The organism is Myxococcus sp. AB025B (genome assembly GCF_006518215.1).
Classification (GTDB): Bacteria; Myxococcota; Myxococcia; order Myxococcales; family Myxococcaceae; genus Myxococcus; species Myxococcus fulvus.
The window spans coordinates 1-21213 of record NZ_SRLW01000123.1 but is presented as its reverse complement, the minus strand read 5'-3'; the positions used below and the strand labels follow the sequence as shown (position 1 = coordinate 21213).

Sequence of the window (21213 nt, the reverse complement as noted above, 5' to 3'; positions counted from 1 at the left end):
GACCCTACAAGAAGTAAGTTACCAATAGTAGGCCCGCAACAATTTCTTCGGCGTCCGTCCGTTGGTTGCGCGCCAGGGGCCGGGCGGATAAGCCCTGTAGGAGCCGTGGTGACGCGCATGAGTGAGACCTCTTCCAAGAAGCTGCCCAAGGCCCAGCGACGCGAGCAGCTGCTCGACGTGGCGGTGGCGGTGGTGCGTGAGGAGGGCACGGACGCGCTGACGCTCGGGCACCTGGCCGAGCGTGCGGGGGTGAGCAAGCCCATCACCTACGAGCACTTCCAGACGCGCGCCGGGCTCTTGATGGCGCTGTACGAGCGCACCGACGCGCGCCAGGTGGCCCAGCTCCAGGAGGCGCTCGAGCGCACACGGCGCAAGCTGGAGGACGTGGCCCGGGTGATGAGCGCCGCGTACATGAGCTGCTACACCACGTCCGGCCCCGAGCACTTCGCCATCGCCGCCGCGCTCAAGGGCGACGGGCAGATGGAGGCCTTCCACCAGGGCCTGCTGGACCAGTACGTGGACTTCTACCAGCGCACGCTCGGGCCCTTCTGCGACCTGCCCCGGGAGGCGCTGCGTCAGCGCTGCGTGGCCATCATCGGCGCGGCGGAGGCCCTGTCGCGCGACGTGCTGCGCGGGGCCGTGGCGGAGGGCACCGCGGCCAACACGCTCGCGTCGCTCATCGTCTCCTGGTTGACCTCGCGCAAGTAGCACCGCCCGCGTCGATGTGATGCAGTCGCGCCGTGCTCGACAGCGTCACCATCGACCAGCTCCGGACGCTCCGCGCGGTGGCCGAGGAGGGCAGCTTCTCCGCGGCGGCACGCAAGCTGGGCCAGGGCCAGCCCGCCGTCAGTCAGGCCATCCAGCGGCTGGAGAAGCAGCTGGGCCTGCGCCTCTTCGACCGCAGCAGCCGCGTCCCCCGGCTGACCGCCAAGGGCGAGGCCGTGGTCGCCGCCGCGCACCGTCTCCATGAAGACCTGGCCACCTTCCAGTCGGTGGTGGGCCGCATCAAGAGCGGCGAGGAGACGAAGCTCGCGCTCGTCGTCGACGCGATGTTCCCCACCCCCGCGCTGCTCTCCTTCGTGCGTGAGCTGGCCCAGGCACATCCGGGCGTGGAGCTGACGCTGGAGGTGGAGCTGCTCTCCGCGGTGACGGAGCGCCTGCGCGAGCGCAAGGCGACGCTCGGCATCGCAGGCGCGGACCTGGACCTGACCGGCCTGGAGCAGCGGCCCATCGCGTTGTTGAGCATGTTGCCCGTCGCCGCGCCCTCGCATCCGCTGGCCCGCGTGAAGGGCGTCATCACCGAGGAGCACCTGGCCTCCGCCACACAGCTGGTGCTGAGCGAGCGGCTGCCCACGGGCAAGGCGGGCACGACGGACCGGGGCGTGCTGTCGCCGAAGCAGTGGCGCGTCGCGGACCTGATGACGAAACATGCCCTCATCCTCGGGGGCCTGGGCTGGGGCCACGAGCCCGAGCACCTGGTGCGCGAGGACCTGGGCGCCGGCAGGCTGGTGCAGCTGCGGCTCGCCGCGTGGGAGGGAGGCCCTCCGCCCCGGCGCCCGCTCGCCCTGGTGCGCCGCAGGGGCGTGCCGCTGGGCCCGGTGGCCACGTGGGCCTCGAACCGGCTCACGGACCTGTGTCAGCTCGCGCTGTCCGCGGACCATCACACGACGAGCTGACCCGCTCGCTTACTTCGGTCCTTCACTGGGGCCTGTCACTCGCTCGAACGACACCCCAAGGTTCCCGACGCCTTCGAGCGCGTCCTTGATCTCCCCCGAAACGATGAACGAGACCTTGAACTTCTTCAGCCGAAAGACCTGGGCACCATCTGTCTTCGAGGGGTCGATTCGCAGTCCGTAGATCCAGTTGTACTCCCCTTCATATCCAGGCGCGGGGTCGTCCTCGTCATAGCGATGGACCTCCCTGCACCGTGCCTCGTCGATGGCATCAACGACCCGGGTTGCGTTGACAACGAAGTGCCGCTCAAGTGAGCCCTCGACTGACACCGGCAACAGTTGGACGGCATCGGGAGCCAGTGTCCGGAACACGTTCGCGATGGCTTCGCTCCCAATGGGAGTCTCCTCCACTCCCGCGAACACGAACGTGCGCTTCTCCCCCGGATGAGAGGTCCGGGTCTTGATGGGTCCAGGGTCTTGGAGAACGCGCCCGTCCACGAACATCCAAGGCTCGTCAAAAGCCTCCCCAGACTCCCGTGTCGGCGTCGCGAGGAGCCATTGGGGCACATCTCCAAGAACCACTGAGTAGAAATGACGCTCCACCTCACCCCTCTCCTTTCACAATGAAACTCCGCAAGTCGGAGCCCTGCGTCAGAAGCTCGTTGGAAATCCTTGCAAGCTCCTTTGTCAGACTGGCCCGGCAGGTCTCCGGCGTCTGGCAGCGCGCGACAGAACGATTGAGGCGCCGAACCACTTCTCGGTGATACAGCTCAGGGTGAGGTCCCTCGTGCCCCTTGAGCCGCACCTTGTTTGCGACATCCTCGAGAGACATTCCGGCCTTCTTGAAGATCTCCTCACACCTCGGCGTCCAAGGGCCACCTGTCGCGGTCGAAATCGTGTTCTTGGTCGTGCAGATGTGGTGAACGGGTCCCTCCTCGTCACCAGGAAACCGCCCATCCGAGTACATCGCCAGGGCGGCGGCAGCTCCGGGCGCCAGGGCAACGTTCAGCACCCCCGCGGCAGGCATCGCGATTGACGACACCCCACCGCTCATCGCCGCCCCGAGCTGGAATCCTGCCTCGGCCTGCCCTCGAAGCGCGGCCTGGGAGAAGCCAGGCAACCTGGGGCCGTGGGAGGCCATCGCGCTCTTTCCTCCGAGGGCCGTCATGACGACGAGCACCAGGACGCGCGTGCCGTTCGTCCCCAGCACCTCTCCGAAACGATGGCCGATTTCCTGTAACCCCATGACGCTCGTTGCCCTCTCCGATTCGTCCCACAGCCGCACGAAGCCCCGGCCAATCTCCCAGACCGGCACCACCCCCAGGTAGGCCACCATCGCCGCTGTCAATGCGACCGCGATGACCTTGGTGACCGGCTCGGGAAGGGCCATCGTGAGGAGCACCGTCAGCGCGGCGGACGTCACCAGGGCCTTGAGCGCCGTGGGGTTCAGCACCTTTCCGACCTCCGCCTCCACGCTCTCCCAGACGGTATCGAGCGCGAAGGACAGCGCCATGAGCGTCCGGTCCCTTCGCGAGAAGGTAAGCCCCGTCCCGCTCACCAGCGTCAAGCACTCGTCGCCGTCGGGGCAGAGGCGTGAAGACAAGGACTCGGGAGAGGCCCCGGCCCCCGAATCCGCGAGTCCCTTCGAGGAGGCGAGCAGCGTCCTGGACCGCCCCCACCCCTGCTGGTCCGCCGCATCGGCTTCGCGGAAGGCGACATCCATCCGCAAGTCGAGGATGAGTCGGGTGAGGGCCGACTTGAACTCCGCCTCGCTCACCTCCACGGGGTCCACGTCCACGGACTCGTGGGCCACCTGCCTGCCGCCTCCGACGTCCACGTGGACGACTCGGGTCGCCGCACACCCGCTCACGAGAAGCAATGACGCGACCAACCCCACCCATCGCAAAGCGCCTCCGAAAGTCTTCATCCCACGAGAACCAAGAGGTCACGATACCCTCGCTTCAGTGGAGCGATTCAAGGAAGTGGCGCTCGCTCGCCCTGGTGCGCCCTGTGTCAGCTCGCGCTGGCCGCGGACCATCACACGATGTGATGCCGGGCATCATGGGCGGCGGCGATTTACACCTCGCCTCCCAGCCTTACTGTCTGGGTCATGAGCACCACGACCCAGACACTTCCTCCCTCCACCGTTCCCCATGCGCCTCCCCGCGCGCGGACGCTCGAGAGCGTCCACGGCGGCGGGCCCCTGCACTGGGTCGGTGACGGCTTCCGCGTCAAGACGCTCGTCCCCAGTGGCGGCCTCACCCAGGAGCGCGTCAGCCCCTTCCTGCTCTTGGACCACCATCCTCCGTACGAGTACCCGGCCCTCGCCAAGGGGCAGCGCGGCGTCGGCTGGCATCCGCACCGGGGCTTCGAGACCGTCTCGCTCGCCTTCCAGGGCGTCGTCGCGCACCGTGACAACGCGGGCCACTCGGGCGTCATCGGCCCAGGCGACGTGCAGTGGATGACGGCCGCGTCCGGCATCCTCCACGAGGAGTACCAGGAGCAGTCCTTCTCCCAGCGGGGCGGCATCTTCGAGTTCCTTCAAATCTGGGTGAACCTCCCTCGCGCCGACAAGCGGGCCGCCCCGGGCTACCAGCCCATCACCGCGGCCCAGATTCCGACCGTCCCCATCGAGGGCGGCACGGTGCGCGTCATCGCGGGCGACTTCGCCGACACCCGAGGCCCCGCGCGGACCTTCACGCCCATCACCCTGCTCGACGTCAACGTGCGCGCGGGGACGAAGCTCGAAGTGCCCCTGCCCCGTGGCTACAACACCATGGTGCTCGTCGCCTCCGGCCGCGTGTCGTCCGGCGGTGAGCGCGCCGGCGCGGGGGAGCTGGCCGTGTTCGCCAACGACGGCGAGCACCTGACGCTCCTCGCCGAGGAGGACACGCACCTGGTGGTCCTCGCGGGCGAGCCCATCCGCGAGCCCATCTTCCACATGGGCCCGTTCGTCATGAACAGCCAGCGCGAGCTGTTCCAGGCGATTCATGACTTCGAGATGGGCCGCTTCGGCGACATCCCCGAGGATGCGCCCGGCGCCACCCCGTAGGTTCAGCGCGACGCCCGTCGGACCCTTGTGTTCCGACGGGCGCTTGCCCACCGATTCCACTCGACGACCTCTGTCCTCCACTGGGGCCCGCCACTCGAGCCCCAGGTGCTTGTCAGACGCCAATGACAGCATCCCCGCGGCTTGCCTGCCCTTGAGGGAGGCACGGGGTGCGGAATATGCGTGCTGGCCTTTGGGTGGTTGGCGTCGCCTTGCTCTTCACGGGCTGCGCTGGGGTTGATTCGTCGACTCGTAGGGACACGTTCCATCAGCGCGCGGACCTCCCCGGGGAACGGCGGAGCATCTCGGGCGAAGACCCCGAACGCGAACAGGAGGCCGAAGACGCATCGAGGACACCGCTCCACCGCCGCCGCATGTTCCGTGAGTCCGTGTCCCTCGGGGCAGGTCGGAGGCAGCAGGATTCGTTTGTTGTCCTGCTCCAGAGGGCGGGACTCGAAGAGCGCGACACGCGACCCGTCGCGGGAAGCGCTCTCTCCCCGACTCACGCGGCGCGGCTCCTCAAGACGCTGTTGCAAAGGGACGTGACGCTGGGCCAGTTCCCAGCGCGTGTCGCAGTGGGCTTCCTGCTGCGGGAGGTGCTGGCAACGGGCGAGGTGTCGCGGGCGGAGTTGGAGCGCCGGCTCGAGCGCTTCCGGCATCTGGCGGTGCTTCGTCCTGACGGGTGCCTCGCGTGGGTGCTCAGCGGGCGGACCCAGCAACGGGTGGCGCCGGTCGCGTGGAAGGGCGGGGCCTTTCGAGCGCACGGCTTCGAACTGGGCCGCTTCTACGATGGGCGGACGGGCGTCTTCCGGCTGCTGAACGACGAACTGCGGGAGGAGGACGGCTTCCCCCTCGCCGACGTCCACGACGATTCCGACGTCATCAGCCGCACCCTGGACGGCGCCGAAGAGGCGTTCGTCGGGCTCGCGCTCGCGGTGGGGAAGCTCTTCTCGACGTCGCCAGCGGACAACCTCGCGGCGCTCCGGGGGATGCCCGCCGCCGTGGTGGCGCTGTTGGAGTCATCGCCGGAGTACCTGGAGCGCTTCCGGTACATGACCCGGGGCGAGCAGGTGCAGGTCGTCTCCAAGCTGGTGACGAATCTCATCGTCACGTGGGGGACCGTGTCCGCCGCGACGCGCTCGCTCGAAGGGACCGCGCTCGCCACGGCGGAAGTCCCAGCGCTCGCACTGTCCGCCGACGGCACTGTCGCCCTGCGACTCGTGTCCGTATCCGCGGGACGCGCGGCGGCGGTGCTGAGCGGTGGGCCGGGGGCAGCCCTCATCCTCCAGCGAGCGGGTACGGCCGCGAAGGAAGGCGCGCCAGCCCAGGGGCCCGGCAAGTGGGGTCCAGCCAAGGAGTCCATGTCTCCCCGCGCGCGGCGCTACCAGGAACAGATCTCTGGCCACACGGCGGACGAGGCATACTGGGTCGGTGGCGTCGGCCGAGACAGCGGAGGCGTGAAGTTCGATGGCTTCGAGAAGGGCGTGCTGCTGGAGGCGAAGGGGCCGGGCTATGCGAACAAGTTCCTCGACAACCTCAAGCCGAAGGCCTGGTTCGAGATGTCAGGCGCCAAGGCCCTCGTTGAGCAGGCGCAGAGACAGCTAGCCAAGGCCCCGGCAGGGGTCCCGATCCGGTGGCACATTGCGGAACAGAAGACGGCGGAAGCTGTACGGGAGTTGTTCAAGGGGAGAGGCATCACGGAGATTGAAGTTGTCTTCACTCCGCCCTTGCCTTGAGGAAATGAGCCATGAGTGAGAACTACTATGCTGGCGCATACTGGGGGGCACGTAAGGAGTCGGCAGCCCGATGTGCTACGAGGGCAGAGGCTTTCTTCCGCGCCGCCGCCGACGTAGACGCGTCACTCTCGCACTGGTTCCAACAAGGGAAGTCGCGCAAGGACGCTTTGAGGCGTCCCATCGAAATCAGTCAAGCAACGCTGGAGTCAATCATTCGTCGTGGCCAGGACCGAGTGGTCGAGGAGCTTGGGTTTCGATTCAGCGCATGGAATGGCGCCAGCGACGATGACGCCGCCGTGGGAGTCGACGCGACGTGTGGTGGCTACTCCGCACGGGTTGGAAACTTTTGTTTCCTCCAGTTGCCCAGTCGGGGGCTTGGCTCGGAACGGGTTTTGACGGCGGGGGCCCTGGAGGCTCTCGTCAGGGGCATGGCCATTGCCTGGGAGCCTGACTCGGCTATCGCGACCTCGTCAGCGCATCGGGACATGGTGACGGCGACTCCCAAGCCGGGAACGTTCATTGGGTGGGTGACGTACCTTTCACGTCATCGAGGCACCGTCCCCCCACTCCCTGCTCCCGTTCGCGTCGAGCCCGTGGAGGACAAGGGGACCCTCATCGTCCTCACTCCCGAGCGCTTCACCGCCAGCAACCCGGAGCACGTGGCGCTCGCTGAGCGAGTGCACGAGTTGCTGGACCGCGCGGGGGTGTTGAAGCCACTCCAGGTCCAACCCTAGTAACGACGACGGGCGCTCAGCGTCCCCGGGCCCGACGCGCGGCGGCCTGTGGCTTCACGCGGGGCTCCGTCGCCCGCGTCATCGCCGGCTCCTTCAACACCTCCACCATCAACTGCCGGAAGTAGCGCGCGCCGGGGTCCGTGTGCGTGCGCTCATGCCATATCAGCGACATGGGCATGGGCGGCGTGCTGATGGCCAGGCGCAGCCGCTTGACGGGCAGCATCGCGCACAGCGCATCCGCGGTGCGCCCCGGCATCCCCGCCACGTAGTCCGTGCGCGTGACGGCCATGCCCGCGGCGATGAAGTGCGAGACGGACAGCGCGGGGTTGAACTCCAGGCCGTGCTGCTTGCAGAACTCCTGGAAGTAGCGGTGGCCGATGCCCGGACGCCCCTGCGCGATGACCATGCCGATGTGCCGGGAGGCGTTGAACTCCTCCCTCGTCAGCGTCGACCCGCGCAGGCGCGGATGCTCCTTGCGCACGAGGAAGGCCACCTCCTCCAGGTAGAGGTCCTCGGAGAAGTAGCCATCGCGCGCCGCCACCATCTGGGGCGCCAGCGCCGCGTCCACCTCGCCCGTGGTCAACCCGTCCGAGGCCATCAGGAAGTCGATGCTCACCACCCGCAGCCGCGCGCGCGGCAGCCGCTGGGCGAAGGCCTCCACCACCCGGGGCACATCGCAGACATCCTGGTTGTCACCACACGACAGCGTGAAGGTGCGCGTGCTCTGCGCGGGCACGAAGCGCTGTCCATCCACCGCCACCTGCAGCTGCGCCACCGCGTTGACCACGAGCGGCCGCAGCTCCTCGCAGCGCGGCGTGGGCACCAGGCCTCGACCGCTGCGCACGAAGAGCGGGTCCCCCAACATCTCCCGCAGCCGGGCGAGCGCGTTGCTCACCGCGGACTGCGTGACATGGAGCTGCTTGGCCGCGTCCGTGGCGCTCCCCGTCTCCAGCACCGCGTGCAGGACGAGGAACAGGTTCAGGTCGATGGCGGACAGGTTCATGACGGCACGCTCAGGAGCGCTGCGCGCCCGACAACATCGCCGCCACCTGGGGGTCCAGGCGGAAGGACTCGAAGAACGCCTCCGCGTCGGCGGGCGGCTGTCCCTCCGGGTGGAGCAGGAGCTGCTGATAGAGCCGGGGCCCCACCAGGTAGAAGCGGCCCTTGAGCCGGCGCGGCCCGGAGATGCCCTCCACCTCCCAGCCCGGGAAGCCCTCCAGCGTCAGCGGCCGCGAGGACACGCCCGTGGCCCCCAGCGCCTCCAGCGCACCCATGCTCGCACGAGACACCACGTCGCTCGGCTTCGCCTGCGACACGGCCGACGCGGGGAAGTCCGTGTACGAGACGTAGTACGCCGTGGACGACTCCTTGCGCTCGGCGATGAACGTATGGAGTGTCACCTCGCCCACATCCGTCAGCTGCGAGCGGCGCTCCTCGCTCACCGGCCCCGGCAGCGCGACGGAGAAGCCGCCCTCCGTGGACTGGACTACAGAAGCCCTGGCGGCGGCCGGCGGGGCCACCGGGGTCTCGGGCGCCGTCTGGCGGGAGGCACACGCCCCCAGTCCTCCCACGGACAGCAGGATGGCGAGCGGCGCGACCCGGCGCGAATTCTTCATAATCCCTGCGACTCCTGGCATGTGGCCCGGAAGGTACGTCCGACGAGCGTCCGGCGCACCCAGCCTCCACGACACGAGCGTCGCGCGCAACGCTTTGCGTCTAGTGCAGGGCGTCCGGGCCCCCGCCCCGGGCCTCCGCGGCCGGCCCTTCGGCGCCGTGCGCCTTCTCGCCGCTCACCCGCGCCAGCCGGACACAGAAGGAGGACCCCGCCCCGGGAGCGCTCCGCACCTCGATGTTGCCGCCATGCGCCTCCACGATTCGCCGGGCCACGGACAGCCCCAGCCCCACCCCCGGAGCGCGCTTGCCGCGCGGGTTGCCCAGCCGCTGGAAGGGCGCGAAGAGGATGGCCATGTCCTCCTCGGAGATGCCGATGCCCTGGTCCTTCACCACCAGGAGCACGTGCTCCGCCTCCCCTCGCACGGCCACCTCCACGCGGCTTCCCGCCGGGGAGTACTTCAGCGCGTTGCTCACCAGGTTGGCCATCACCTGCTCCAGCCGGTCCGGGTCCGCGCGCACGAAGAGCGGCGCGTCCGGCACGTCCAGCTGGAGCACGTGTCCGCTGTCGCTCGAGCGGTACAGCTCCACCACGCCGCGCGCCAGCTCGCGCGCGTCCCGCACCTCCGGGCGCAGCTCCAGCTTGCCCGCCTCGATGCGCGTGGCGTCGAGCAGGTCTCCCACCATGCGGTCCAGCCGCTCCACCTGACGTCCCACCAGCGCCAGCGTGCGCTGCATGCGCTCGGGCGTGAGCTGGGCGTGGCTGCGCTCGGACAGCGCGGTGGACAGCTTCAGCGCGGACAGGGGGTTTCGCAGCTCGTGGGCCACGCCGGCGAGGAAGGCGAGCTGCTGCTCCTGCTGGTGCGTGAGGCTGTTGGCCATCTCGTTGAAGGTGCTGGCCATGTCCCGCAGCTCCGTGGGCCCGGCCACCGGCGCGCGCGTGCGCTTGCGGCCCACGCCGAAGCGGCGCATGGCCTGGCTGATGTCCTTCAGCGGCTGGAGCGCGATGCGCTGCAACAGGAGCGAGCCCACGACGAAGGCCATCAGGAGCAGGCCGCACAGCGACAGGCCCACGGTGTTGCCCAGGCGACTGAGGTCCGCCGAGGCCTCCCGCGCCACGCGGGCCTCCTCCACGTTGAGCTGCACCAGTCGCTCGAGCGAGTCGAGCGCCGCGTCCATCGCGGGCACCACGGGGGCCAGGCGCGTGCGCGCGGGCAGGCGTGCGGCCTCGCGCTGGGCCCACAGGTAGCGCTCGAAGTCCCCCTCCACCTCCTGGATGAGGGTCCGCTCGGCGTCGCTGACGGCGTTGCGCTCCAGCCCGTCGAGCAGGAGGGGGAACGAGGCCTCGATGCTCTCCACGGAGCGCCCGCGGATGAGCTGGGAGCGGGTGTCCTGGGGTCCGGCGCCGCCGCTGAGACGGAAGTGGTTGAGCAGGTCGATCTCCAGCTCCTCCGCCATGTGCAGCCCATCCACGGAGTTGCCGAGCGTGTTGGCCGAGTGGGTCTGCGCGTTCGTGAGGACGATGAGCGCGACGGCGGCGATGAGGGTGAGGAGGGCCAGTCCGCCCATGGTGGCGGCCAGCCAGGCGCGCAGGCTCATGGTGTCTCCTGGAGAGTGGCGAGGGCGGGACGGGTCACGGTTCAAGCCCTCCTGGACTGGGGACGGGTGAGACGGCGGTGCCCCCTACCTGACTGGAGGAACAAGCCCAGGAGGTGGGGGATTCACCGAGTGGACAACGGCGCGGCGTGGGGGTGGGTTCCCCGCACGGTGTCAGCGCTGGCGGCGGGCAATCGTGCTAGGGAGGTTTCAGCGAGGCGGGCGGGCGAGAGCCTGCTGGCCGCGCGTGAGGTCACCACCATGGACATGCTCCCCCAGCCGAGTCGTACCCTGAAGTTCGATGGTTTCTGGCGCTGGCTCCAGGAACACACGCAGTGCATCCTCCGGTGCGGCTCGGTCGACGCGATGCTGTACGACCACGACGACTTCCACTGGGTGGTGCTCGAGGAGGACCGCCAGCACATCATCCAGGTGCTCAAGGGCAAGGTGCTCGTGGGCGAGCTGGTGATGGCGGGCCGCGAGGTCACCGAGGTGAACGTGGCGCCGGACCCGGACTCGGGCACCCAGGGCCACTTCCTGGTGGAGCTGATGGGCGGTCCGAAGGAGGACCCGCAGGTGCTCTACCACTTCATCATGGCGCACGGCATCGACCCCGCGCCGGGCCACAAGGACCTCAAGCACTGAGCACTGTCGCGCCGTGTGCTCCGTTCATCACGGAGCACGGCGCCGGGGTTCGAGCATCGAGCGGGATGCCTCACCCCGTCCCGCTCGTCAGTGCGTACGACGTCGACCGTGGTGCCGGGCGTCGAGCACCGGGCAGGGGGCTTCACCGCGTCCCGCGCAGTGCCCGTCACGTCGTCGCCGCGGACACCGAGGCTCAGGCCCCCCGAGCACCAAGCAGGACGCGCTCGATGAGCACCACCGCGTCCCTGGCGCCATTCGCGTAGCTCGGAGGGTCCCGTCTCGGGCGCGAGTCCACCAGTTCCACCGCGCGCTCCACCAACTCCTCGGGCGTGCGCGCCAGCTCCTCGGGGCGCAGCCGCACCGCCTGTCGGTCGTAGCGCCGCGCCCGTGCGAGAGCCACCAACGGGGTGCCCGTCACCCGGGCCTCCTGCACGGTGTTGTAGCCACCCGCGCCGACGAGCACGTCCACGCCGGACATCACCGCCAACGCGGGCCACACGCGCAACGGACGGGGCGCGCCGTCACGCACCACGTTCTTCTTCCGGGGCGCCTTCTCGGAGAGCCAAGGCCCCGGAGGCGCGAGCCACCGCACCGGCGCCTTCGCGCCGAGCCGCTCCTGAAGCCGCGCCGCGATGAGCCCCGCCTCCTCCACCTCCAGCGCGTTGCCGCTCCCCATCACCGCGACCAGGGGACGCGTGTCCTCGGGCGCGACACCCAGCCGCTCACGAGCCTCCCCACGCCCGAGCCACTCCTCGCGCCCGAGCAGCAACCAAGGCTCGGTGCGCACCGCGCGCGGATGTCCCGCGAAGGGCGCGTCCTCACCCGGGACGAGCAACAGGTGGAAGTCCTCCACCGCGGCGGCGATGTCGAAGCGCGCGACGTACGTGGGATTCAAGTCGCGATGCACCAGCACCTTGCCCATGCGCAGCGAGGGCAACAGCGGCGCCAGCTCTCCCACCAGCCCGCGAGGGAACGTGTCCACCACGAGCAGGTCCGGGCGCACGCCCTCGAGCAGACAGTCCACCGTCTCGCGCATGGCGGCCTTGCCCAGCTCCGGGCTCAACCGGTGCACATGCACCTCCGGACCGAGCACCGCCTCCAGCGGGACATCGGGCGCGAAGGGGCTGTTCGTCACCAGCGTGACGTGATGGCCCTTCCGAGCCGCGTTGCGCGCGAGCCCCGAGGCACGGGTGAAGTGCCCCATGCCGCCGCCCAGGGCGTAGATGAGCCAGCGCGCGGGAGTCATCAGCTTCCGCCCAGGTCCTCCTCGAAGGAGGCATCTTCCTCGTGGCGCAGGCTCTCGCCGTCCGCCTCGGTGAAGTCATGCGGGTCCCTCGAGGAGCCGCCCCCCCCACGACGCGCCACGACCGTAGTAGCCGTAGTCGTCGTAGTAGGTGCTCGCCTCATCCGAGTCGTCGGAGAGCATGCCCGCGCACCCCGTGCAGACCATCTGGTCCTCCTGCGGGGTCAGATGCATCTCGCAAGCGAGCTTGCCGCACAGCTCGCAGTGCGTGCCCGCGGGCATCCCGCACTCGCGGGGCAACAGGAAGCCCAGCCCCACCTGACAACCCTGGCTCATGGCCGAGGCTCCGCGGGCGGCTGCTGGAGCTGGTGGAGCAGCGCCACGCGCAAGGGCAAGGACACCGCCTCGAAGGCGAGGCACGCCGCCGCGTCCGCGCGCACGAGCGCATGCGTGGAGAGCGTCGTCTTGCCCTGGGCATCGCGCAGGGACACCTTGCCCTCGCGCACCTTCACGCGCGCAATCTCCGCGCCCGGCGCGTCATAGACACGGGCACCGTCATCCTCCGGGAGCACGGTGTAGAGCAACGCGCCCTTCGAGTCGGTGAGGCGCCAGCCTGGCCCCTGGATGGCGAGGGTGTAGAGCACCTGGCGCTGCTCGCCGTCGCGCACGATGAGCGCGCCACCGGACGAGCCGAGCACATACCCCAGCGCCACGTCATCGGGACCGGAGACCTTGAGGGAGGCGCCCTTCCACTTCAGGCGCGCCAGCTCGCGCTCGTCACCATCGACGAGCTTGGCGCCGTCGTCCTTGGGCTTGAGGGAGAAGCGCTCGCGGCCGTCGCCGTCCTTGAACTTGAGCTTGCCCGGCAGGGGCACGTCCTCCGCGGAGGCGGCGGTGGTCGTGGGGGCCTGGGGAGGCTCGGAGCCGGAGGGGCGCGAGCAGCCCCACGCGAGCAACAGGCACAGGAGGAGTGGGAGGCGGCTCATGAAGCCCTCGCGGTGAGGTGCTTGCCGCGCGCCGAGGCGGCGTGGAGCACCTGGAAGAGGCTCAACAGCATCATCAAGCAGGCCCGGGTCGCGTCCGGCTCCACCTTCCATTCGGAGTCCATGTGAGCGCGCATGGCGAGCTTGTCCTCCGTGACGTCGAGCCGGGACAGCTTCACCTGGGGAGGCAGCTTCACGGCCTGCTGGGCCTGGGCGCGCATCTGGACGAGGCCGGGGTGACGCTCGGGCTTCACGCGCAATTGGGCCTGGAGGAAGGTGGCGCTCTTGCGCCTGCTCTTCGTCTTGTACTTGCCGCGCGGGTTGCGCCGGGTGCGCGTGCGCTTCTGGAGCCACTCGGTGAGGGAGAGGCGCAGGTGGGTGCCGTCGCGCAGGCGGGCCTGGAGGGACAGCCACGGGTCCTCGTAGTCGCTCGTCTCCCAGCCGGTGGGCGTCTTGCCCCGGCGGGTGAAGTTCGAGGCGTGGTCGACGGGCTGGAAGTCCAGCACCAGCGTGACGGGCTCCTGCGGGTCGATGTCGCGCAGCAGCGGGCGCAGCAGTCGGGCGGGCAGTTGGTAGCGGCGGTCCTCCAGGTCACACCCCGCGTAGCCGGAAGCCTTGAGGTGCAGGCCGACCGCGCCCACGAGCGACAGCCAGCCGAGCCACCACGCCCACCCGCCGAGCCAGGAGACCTCCGTGAAGCCGCGAAGGATGAAGGACAGGCCGACGAGGCCCGCGAAGCCCCTCAGGGCCCATCCGCGGCGACGACGCCAGAGGCGGGCCTGTTCGGCCATGTGCTCGTCGAGGTGCCCGAGTCGATTCAGGTCCTCCATCAACACGGACACAGGCGCGGTGTTGCGGTAGCACTTCTCCACGCGGAAGCGGTCGACGTCGAAGGACACGATGAGAGCTCCCCCTCGGAGCCACGATACGGAGGCGCTGAGTGTATGGGTCGGCGGGGGGCGGGGCAAACGAGGAGGTTGGCCGGGGATGGCCAGGCGCGATAGCACGCATGACGTGGCCTCCGCGTCTGGCATCGTCTACGCATCGTTCGACCGTTTCCCGGCCCCCAAGGGGGCAGCCGTGCACATCCGGGCCTTCGTGGAGGCGCTGGGCACGGCGTTCGGAGGGGTGGACCTGCTGGCGCTCCGGGACGGCCCCACGGCCAGCTCGGAGCCGAGGCCCCTGGTCGAGGGCGTGACGTACCACCCCCTGGACGCGAGGGGGCGGGACCTGGTGGCGCAGGCCCTGTCGTTCCGCACGCACCTTGCGGCGTGGTGGAGGAACCGGCCGAGGGCGCGGGTGGTCCACGTGCGCTCCATCTTCGAGGGCTATCCGGTGGCGACGCGGAAGGCCGCGCTGACGGATGCGCTGGTGTTCGAGGTGAACGGGCTGCCGTCCATCGAGCTGAAGTACCACCACCCGGACGTGGCGGACGACGCGGAGCTGATGCTGAAGCTCGTCGCGCAGGAGGACGCGTGTATCGCGAGCGCGGACCTGCTCGTGACGCCCAGCGAGGTGACGGCGGAGTACCTGGTGAAGCGCGGCGCGCGGGCGTCGAAGGTGCGGGTGATTCCGAATGGTGTCGAGCTGGAGGTGTTCCGCCACGCACCGCCGAGGATTCGAGCGCCGGGGCAGCCGGTGCGGCTGCTGTACAGCGGGACGATGACGTCGTGGCAGGGAGTGCATCACGCCATCGAGGCGCTGCGGCTCTTGCGGGAGCAGATGCCCGCGGTGCTGACGTTGGTGGGGCCGCTGCGCAAGCACCAGCGCAAGGTGATGATGGACCGGTGTGGGGACCTGCTGCTGGAGGGGGCCGTGGAGCTGCGGGAGCCCCTGCCCCAGGCGGAGCTGGCGGCGTTGCATCATGCCTGTGACGCGGTGCTGGTGCCGTTGCCGGTGAATGACCGCAACTGCGTGCAGGGGTGTTGTCCGCTGAAGTTGCTGGAGGCGATGGCGTCGGGGACCCCGGTCATCGCGTCGAACCTGCCGGTGGTGAGGACGCTGGCGGGGCCGGACGAGGTGCTGCTCGTGAGGCCGGGCTCGCCGAAGGCCATCCTGGAGGCGGTGAAGGACCTGTGCGCGAACGCGGAGCTGGGTGCGTCACTGAGCCACAGGGCCAGGGCCCGCGTGGAGCGCGACTTCAATTGGGCGAAGGCCCGCGAGGCGCTGGTGGACGCGTACGAGACAGAGCTAGGGATGAAGCGCAAAGCCCCGGGCGTCGTGGCGAGCTGAGTCGCGGAGCCGCGCAAGCAGTCGGGCGAGACCGCCCCGATGTGGCATCGGGCAGTCGAGACCCAACGCCGACCCGCCTGACGTGGCAGCCGATGCGAAGTGCGCGTGGATGAGTCAGCGCCAGGTCTTCCGCACCATCCCGCGCTGACGCGAAGCGCGCGCGGATGAGTCGGCGCCAGGTCTCCCGAGTCATCCCACGCGAGGAACGGCGCGCGTGAGGACCCGGCGCAGCACCTCCGCCTCGGCCTCGGACTGGAAGCGCTCCAGGATGCGACGGCGCGCGGCGGCGCCGATGGCGGCGCGGTGCTCCGAGGACAGCGACAGCACGTCGAGACACGCCTGTCCGAGGTGGTTGAGCAGGGCCTTGGAGACGATGAAGCCATTGCGCTGATGGTCCACGGCCTCGGGGATGCCGCCCGCGTCACTGGCGATGACAGGCAGGCCGCAGGACATCGCCTCCAGCAGCGCGTTCGGCATTCCTTCCCACAGGGACGGCTGGAGATACACGTCGCACAGGCGCAGGTGCGCGGCGATGGACTCCGGTGTCTCGAGCGCGCCCGAGACGAGTATGCGAGCCCCGTCCTCGGGGTGCTCGGCGCGGAAGGCGACGAGGTGCTCGGCATCCCGAGGCCGCACCTCACCAATGACGAGCAGACACGCGGGCCGGGTGCGCCGCACCTCCGAGAGCGCGGCGAGCAGGAACGGCAGCCCCTTCTTGTGACGCAGCTCACCGGAGAAACCGAGCACCGCCTCATCCGGAGCGATGCCAAGCCGCGCGCGCAGCGAGACCTCCGCGGGGCCGGGTGAGAACACCTCGGTGTCGACGGCGTTGGGGATGACCTCCACACGGCCGTCCTTGCCGAGCAGCATGCTCATCTTCCGGCCCAGGTCGGCGGAGGCCGCGGTGAGCACATCCGCGCGCTGGAGCGTCCACAGCAGGCGAGCGAAGTCCCCGGGCGGGAACATGTGCTGGTCCACGTCATTGCCGCGAGCGCTCACGGTGGAGGCGATGCCGACAGACGCGGCGAACACCACGGCGAGGAACCCCGGCGGCGACAGGTAGTGCCCCCAGACCAGGTCATAGCGTCGGCGCGAGTGCAGATACCCGAGCACGTCCAGCGTGTGTTGCATGGACAGGTCGCTGCTCCCGAAGAGCCCCAGCCGATGCAACGTGACACCGCGAGCAAACGGCGTCACCTCGCCCGCATCGTCCAGTGTGCTCAGCGCGCCGGGGGCCGCCGTGCGGGTCCAGGCGAGCACCTCCACCCGAGCCCCGAGTCGAGCCAGGGCCCCCGCGGTGCGGGCGCCGCTGCGAGCAAGCCCTCCGATATCAGGCGGGAAGCGTTCAGCGAGGAGAAGGACACGAGGTGAGCCAGCCATGGGGATGAATCTACCCGGCTGGGGCTGCTTCACCCTCGTGGAATCTCACGAGCCATCACTCACCACACGACAACCGGTCATCACGACGCACAAAGCCAGACGAATTGATTGGACACCCCCGGCGAATCACTCACACCATGGCTTCGCCCTCACTCCCCCCGGCTCGCGGTCCGTGACTCAATCCCAATCGGGTTGAGACGCGCTCCCTCACCGCGGCCAGGTGTCATCCCCGCCCCACATCCTTCGACGGGAGTTCGTCCCCACTCCTCCGCGCACGAGAGGCCGGTCGCGGAGAAAATCCTTGGAGCGCAGCTTGAAACACCCCTGTCAGCCGAGGTCATTCGTACCTCGCATCCTCTCCGTGATTCCCCTCCTCCTGGCCCTGCTGTCCTGTGGCGAGCCGGAGCCCATGTCTGACAATGGGTCGGAGACGACCACGACCCAGAAGAAGCTGTCTGCCCAGGTGAAGGTGGACCGAGCCGTGGCGGCCGGTGCCTACCACTCCCTGTTCCTGCAGAAGAACGGCGAGGTCTTCGCCTGGGGACAGAACTCCGTCGGACAGCTGGGGACGGGCAACACCAGCACCACGCCGGTGGCGAGCCCCACGAAGCCCGTGGGTCTGCCTCCCAGCAAGGCCATCGCCGCGGGACAGACGCACTCGCTCGCGCTCGATGTGGATGGGAATGTCTGGGCCTGGGGCAAGAACGACTTCGGCCAGGTGGGCCTCGGCACCACGGGTGGATTGGTGAACGCCGCCACGCGCGTGAGTGGGCTGTCGGGTATCCAGGCCATCTCGGCGAACGGGAATTTCTCCCTCGCGCTGGGGCAGGACGGCCGCGTCTGGGCCTGGGGACAGAACGCCTCCGGGCAGGTGGGCAAGGGCGCGGTCAGCACCGCGGAGTCCACGCCCCGCCAGGTGAACAGCCTGCCCACCATCCGCGCCATCGCGGCGGGTCACAACCACGCGCTCGCGCTGGATGCGGACGGCAAGGTGTGGGCGTGGGGCAAGAACGACTTCGGGCAGCTCGGCACGGGGAGCACCACGCCCGCCATGGTGCTCGTGCCCGCGGTGGTGACGACGCTGCCTCGGGCCAAGGCCATCGCGGCGGGAGCAGCGCACTCGCTCGCCATCGATGAGCAGTTCGGCAACGTCTGGGCCTGGGGGCAGAACTCCTCCGGGCAGGTCGGCACCGGGACGACGAGCACCACACCGGTGCTCACGCCCACGGCCGTCCCGGGCGTGTTCGCCGCGACGCACGTGCGCGCGGGTCTTGCCTTCTCGATGATCATCATGGGCAATGGCGTGGTGAAGGCGTGGGGCCTCAACGCCTCCGGCCAGCTCGGGCATGGCGCCCCGGGAGGCACGAGCGGAGCTCCCGTGGATGCCGTGGGACTCACGGACGTCACGGCCATCGCCGCGGGCTACCACCATGCGTTGGCGGTGCGCCCGGGCTGTCCGGTGTGGACGTGGGGCAACAACAGCCAGGGGCAGCTCGGCACGGGTGCGTACACGACCACGGCGACCTCCGCGCCCGTGACGACGCTCATCCTCAACACCTACTACTACGACAGCGACATGGACGGCTTCGGCGACGAGTATGTGTCCATGGAGGCCTGTGCCCCGGTGGATGGCTTCGTGGAGGACATCGACTGTGACGACTTCACGTCGACCACGTACCCAGGCGCGCCGGAGACGTGCAACAGCATCGACGACAACTGCGACAGCGAGGTCGACGAGGGCAACCCGAGTGGCGGCGAGGAGTGCGCGACGGGCGCGCTCGGTGTCTGCGCGAAGGGCACCACGGCCTGCACGCAGGGCCTCGTGGTGTGCGAGCAGAACCAGGCCGCATCGGACGAGCAGTGCGACGGCCTGGACAACGACTGTGACGGAGAGGTGGACGACGGCAACCCGGGCGGCCTCGTCGCGTGCGAGACAGGCGGCGTCGGCGTGTGCGGCGAGGGCGTCAGGTACTGCACCCACGGCGCCCTGGAGTGCGTGCAGAAGTACGCCCCGTCCGCGGAGACCTGCGACAACCGCGACAACGACTGCAACGGCCAGACGGACGACGGGCTGACGTTCGCGACGTGGTACCTGGACCAGGACCACGACGACTACGGTGTCGCCTCGCAGTCGATGCAGGCCTGTGCGCGCCCGGTGAACCACGCGGCCCAGGCGGGTGACTGCGACGACACGCGGGCTGCATTCAACCCCGGCGCGCCCGAGTCCTGCGACGGCGTGGACAACAACTGTGATGGCCAGGTGGACGAGGGCCTGACGCGGCAGACGTGGTACCGCGATGCGGACGGTGACGGCTTCGGCGTCGCGAGCGACACGGTGAGCGACTGCCGGCAGCCCGCGGGCTATGCGGCCGTGGCGGGCGACTGCAACGACGGCAACGCCTCCATCAAGCCTGGAGCCGCGGAGGTCTGCGACGGCGCGGACAACGACTGCGACTCCCTGACGGATGAAGGCGTGCTGGGCACGTACTACCGGGACGCGGATGGCGATGGCTACGGCAGCGCGAGCCAGTCGACGCAGGCGTGCGCGGCGCCCACGGGCTACGTCACGAACGCCTCGGACTGTGTGGACACGGATGCGTCCATCCACCCGGGAGCCGCGGAAGTCTGCGACGGTGTCGACAACAACTGCGCGGGAGGCGCCGACGAGGGAGTCCCCACGCAGGAGTGGTTCCTGGACGGAGACGGGGATGGATATGGTCGGTCGACCCTGTCGACGCGGAGCTGCCGTCAGCCCACGGGCTACGTGGCGAGCGCTTCGGACTGCGATGACTCCAACCCGACGACGCACCCGGGCGCCACCGAGGTCTGCGACGGCGTGGACAACAACTGCGCGGGAGGAGTCGACGAGGGCCTCACGACCCAGACCTGGTATCGGGACGTGGACGGTGATGGGTACGGCGACGCGAACAACGCCACGCAGTACTGCAGACAGCCGTCGGGGTATGTGAGCAACGCCTCGGACTGCCACGACGCGAACCCCAACATCCGTCCCGGCGCCTCCGAGACGTGTGATGGCGTGGACAACAACTGCAACGGCTCCACCGACGAGGGTGTCACCTCCACGTACTACAGCGACGCGGATGGCGACGGTTACGGCAACGCCTTGGCCAGCACCCAGGCCTGCACGAAGCCGGCGGGCTATGTCTCCAACGCTGGAGACTGCAACGACGGCAGCGGTGCAATCCACCCGGGGGCCACGGAGGTCTGCGACGGCATCGACAACAACTGCGCGGGCGGCGCCGACGAGGGCCTCACCACCTCGACCTGGTACCGAGACGCGGATGGAGATGGCTACGGCAACGCCAGCGTGTCCACCCGGCACTGCCAGCAGCCCTCGGGCTACGTGAGCAATGCCTCGGACTGCCATGACGGGGCCTCCAACATCTACCCGGGAGCATCGGAGACCTGCGACGGCGCGGACAACAACTGCAATGGCTCCGTGGACGAGGGCGTCACCTCGACCTGGTACCGGGACGCGGATGGCGACGGTTACGGGAGCGCGTCGAGCTCCACCCAGGCGTGCTCGAAGCCCTCCGGGTACGTGACGAACGCCAGCGACTGCAACGACGGCAACGCGAACGTCCGCCCCGGAGCCCCCGAGCTCTGTGACAGCCAGGACAACAACTGCAACGGCTCCGTCGACGAAGGTCTGACGGTGACCACCTGGTACCGCGACGCGGACGGGGATGGCTACGGCAACGCGAGCCAGCCGGTGCAGTCCTGCAGCCAGCCCGGCGGCTACGTGGTGAACAACACGGACTGCAACGACAACAACCTCGACATCAATCCAGCGGAGGTGGACCTCTGCCTCGACGGCCTCGACAACAACTGCTCTGGCATTGCCGATGAAGGGTGCGGAGGCGGCACGCACTGCCTCACGCCCGAGACGGCGGACCACGAGCGCCAGGTCAGCATGCTTCCCTGGCCATGGCCTCCTGAGCCCTGCAACGAAACGTAACCCTCCACGGGGGTCACTCCCGTGAGGAACCTCCTGAGCGAAGAAGTCCAGTAGGCCCCACAACCACATGACCCGGCGTCAGGAGGACGCACCCTCCTGACGCCGTTCCGTGAATAATTCCCGCGAGCCCCCGTCCAGGGGCACGGAGGATCCACCCCTACCCCAGGGCCGGACCCCTACAGGCTCCTCCGGAGGCATTCCACACATGCACGCGCGCCCGTGGTGGGCAATCGCGCTCGCGGGGACACTCGCGGGCTGCATCGTCGAGTCCGGGCTGGACGACCCGCCCGGCTGGGACGACGACCCCAACGAGCCCAGGCCCGACCCCAGCAACCCCAAGCCCTGTCTCTTA

The 21213-nt window shown here is 69.3% G+C and carries 18 protein-coding genes; 8 read left to right on the top strand and 10 right to left on the bottom strand.

What is annotated here, in order from left to right:
- Positions 1-117: 117 nt before the first annotated feature.
- Both FL311_RS21280 and FL311_RS21275 read left to right on the top strand, forming a co-directional pair.
- Positions 118-708, top strand: a complete 591-nt coding sequence (locus tag FL311_RS21280; protein ID WP_141327489.1) for a TetR/AcrR family transcriptional regulator — start codon at positions 118-120, stop codon at positions 706-708.
- 32 nt (positions 709-740) lie between these two features.
- Positions 741-1676, top strand: a complete 936-nt coding sequence (locus tag FL311_RS21275) for a LysR family transcriptional regulator (RefSeq protein WP_141327488.1) — start codon at positions 741-743, stop codon at positions 1674-1676.
- 9 nt (positions 1677-1685) lie between these two features.
- Here FL311_RS21275 and FL311_RS21270 read toward each other — a convergent pair whose 3' ends face one another.
- Together FL311_RS21270 and FL311_RS21265 are read right to left on the bottom strand one after the other, a co-directional pair.
- A complete protein-coding gene (locus tag FL311_RS21270; protein ID WP_194869295.1) occupies positions 1686-2276 on the bottom strand; it encodes a DUF1629 domain-containing protein in 591 nt (196 codons plus the stop codon).
- A 1-nt stretch (position 2277) separates the two neighbouring features.
- A complete protein-coding gene (locus tag FL311_RS21265; protein WP_141327499.1) occupies positions 2278-3579 on the bottom strand; it encodes an AHH domain-containing protein in 1302 nt (433 codons plus the stop codon).
- Between the two features lie 204 nt (positions 3580-3783).
- On the opposite strand from FL311_RS21265, the gene FL311_RS21260 reads away from it, so the two are divergent.
- From FL311_RS21260 to FL311_RS46310, 3 genes are all read left to right on the top strand, one after another.
- Complete coding sequence (locus FL311_RS21260) at positions 3784-4725, top strand: pirin family protein (RefSeq protein ID WP_141327487.1); 942 nt, start codon at positions 3784-3786, stop codon at positions 4723-4725.
- Positions 4726-4901: 176 nt separating this feature from the next.
- A complete protein-coding gene (locus tag FL311_RS21255) occupies positions 4902-6458 on the top strand; it encodes a Tox-REase-5 domain-containing protein (protein WP_141327498.1) in 1557 nt (518 codons plus the stop codon).
- An 11-nt stretch (positions 6459-6469) separates the two neighbouring features.
- On the top strand, positions 6470-7192 hold the full coding sequence (locus FL311_RS46310; protein ID WP_141327486.1) for an immunity 52 family protein: 723 nt from the start codon (positions 6470-6472) through the stop codon (positions 7190-7192).
- A 16-nt stretch (positions 7193-7208) separates the two neighbouring features.
- On the opposite strand, the gene FL311_RS21245 is transcribed toward FL311_RS46310, so the two are convergent.
- The 3 genes from FL311_RS21245 to FL311_RS21235 all read right to left on the bottom strand — a co-directional run bounded on the left by FL311_RS21245 (position 7209) and on the right by FL311_RS21235 (position 10402).
- The gene (locus FL311_RS21245; protein WP_141327485.1) at positions 7209-8195 is read right to left on the bottom strand and encodes a LysR family transcriptional regulator; all 987 of its coding nucleotides are present in this window, start codon (positions 8193-8195) and stop codon (positions 7209-7211) included.
- A gap of 10 nt (positions 8196-8205) precedes the next feature.
- A complete protein-coding gene (locus tag FL311_RS21240) occupies positions 8206-8808 on the bottom strand; it encodes a hypothetical protein (RefSeq protein WP_141327484.1) in 603 nt (200 codons plus the stop codon).
- 100 nt (positions 8809-8908) lie between these two features.
- Complete coding sequence (locus tag FL311_RS21235) at positions 8909-10402, bottom strand: HAMP domain-containing sensor histidine kinase (RefSeq protein WP_141327483.1); 1494 nt, start codon at positions 10400-10402, stop codon at positions 8909-8911.
- Positions 10403-10660: 258 nt separating this feature from the next.
- Here FL311_RS21235 and FL311_RS21230 point away from each other — a divergent pair, with 258 nt between their 5' ends.
- Positions 10661-11044 (top strand): hypothetical protein, encoded by a 384-nt coding sequence (locus tag FL311_RS21230; RefSeq protein WP_046716969.1) that lies wholly within the window; start codon positions 10661-10663, stop codon positions 11042-11044.
- Between the two features lie 193 nt (positions 11045-11237).
- On the opposite strand, the gene FL311_RS21225 is transcribed toward FL311_RS21230, so the two are convergent.
- The 4 genes from FL311_RS21225 to FL311_RS21210 form a co-directional block, all read right to left on the bottom strand.
- Positions 11238-12290: a hypothetical protein gene (locus tag FL311_RS21225; RefSeq protein ID WP_141327482.1), complete on the bottom strand. Its 1053-nt coding sequence runs from the start codon at positions 12288-12290 to the stop codon at positions 11238-11240.
- Between the two features lie 75 nt (positions 12291-12365).
- Positions 12366-12623, bottom strand: coding sequence for a hypothetical protein (locus FL311_RS21220; protein WP_228556989.1), 258 nt, complete (start codon positions 12621-12623; stop codon positions 12366-12368).
- Positions 12620-13273 carry a hypothetical protein gene (locus FL311_RS21215; RefSeq protein ID WP_141327481.1) on the bottom strand — a complete coding sequence of 218 codons (654 nt, stop codon included), beginning with the start codon at positions 13271-13273 and terminating at the stop codon, positions 12620-12622. Before FL311_RS21215 ends, FL311_RS21220 begins: the two co-directional genes overlap by 4 nt.
- Positions 13270-14169: a hypothetical protein gene (locus FL311_RS21210; protein WP_141327480.1), complete on the bottom strand. Its 900-nt coding sequence runs from the start codon at positions 14167-14169 to the stop codon at positions 13270-13272. Before FL311_RS21210 ends, FL311_RS21215 begins: the two co-directional genes overlap by 4 nt.
- 88 nt (positions 14170-14257) lie before the next feature.
- Between FL311_RS21210 and FL311_RS21205 the strand changes: the two genes are divergently transcribed.
- Positions 14258-15502 (top strand): glycosyltransferase family 4 protein, encoded by a 1245-nt coding sequence (locus tag FL311_RS21205; RefSeq protein WP_141327479.1) that lies wholly within the window; start codon positions 14258-14260, stop codon positions 15500-15502.
- Positions 15503-15691: 189 nt separating this feature from the next.
- Here FL311_RS21205 and FL311_RS21200 read toward each other — a convergent pair whose 3' ends face one another.
- Complete coding sequence (locus tag FL311_RS21200) at positions 15692-16882, bottom strand: glycosyltransferase (protein WP_141327478.1); 1191 nt, start codon at positions 16880-16882, stop codon at positions 15692-15694.
- Positions 16883-17291: 409 nt separating this feature from the next.
- Here FL311_RS21200 and FL311_RS21195 point away from each other — a divergent pair, with 409 nt between their 5' ends.
- Entirely contained in the window at positions 17292-20861 is a 3570-nt protein-coding gene (locus FL311_RS21195) for a MopE-related protein (RefSeq protein ID WP_141327477.1), read from the top strand.
- The last annotated feature ends 352 nt before the right edge of the window (positions 20862-21213 follow it).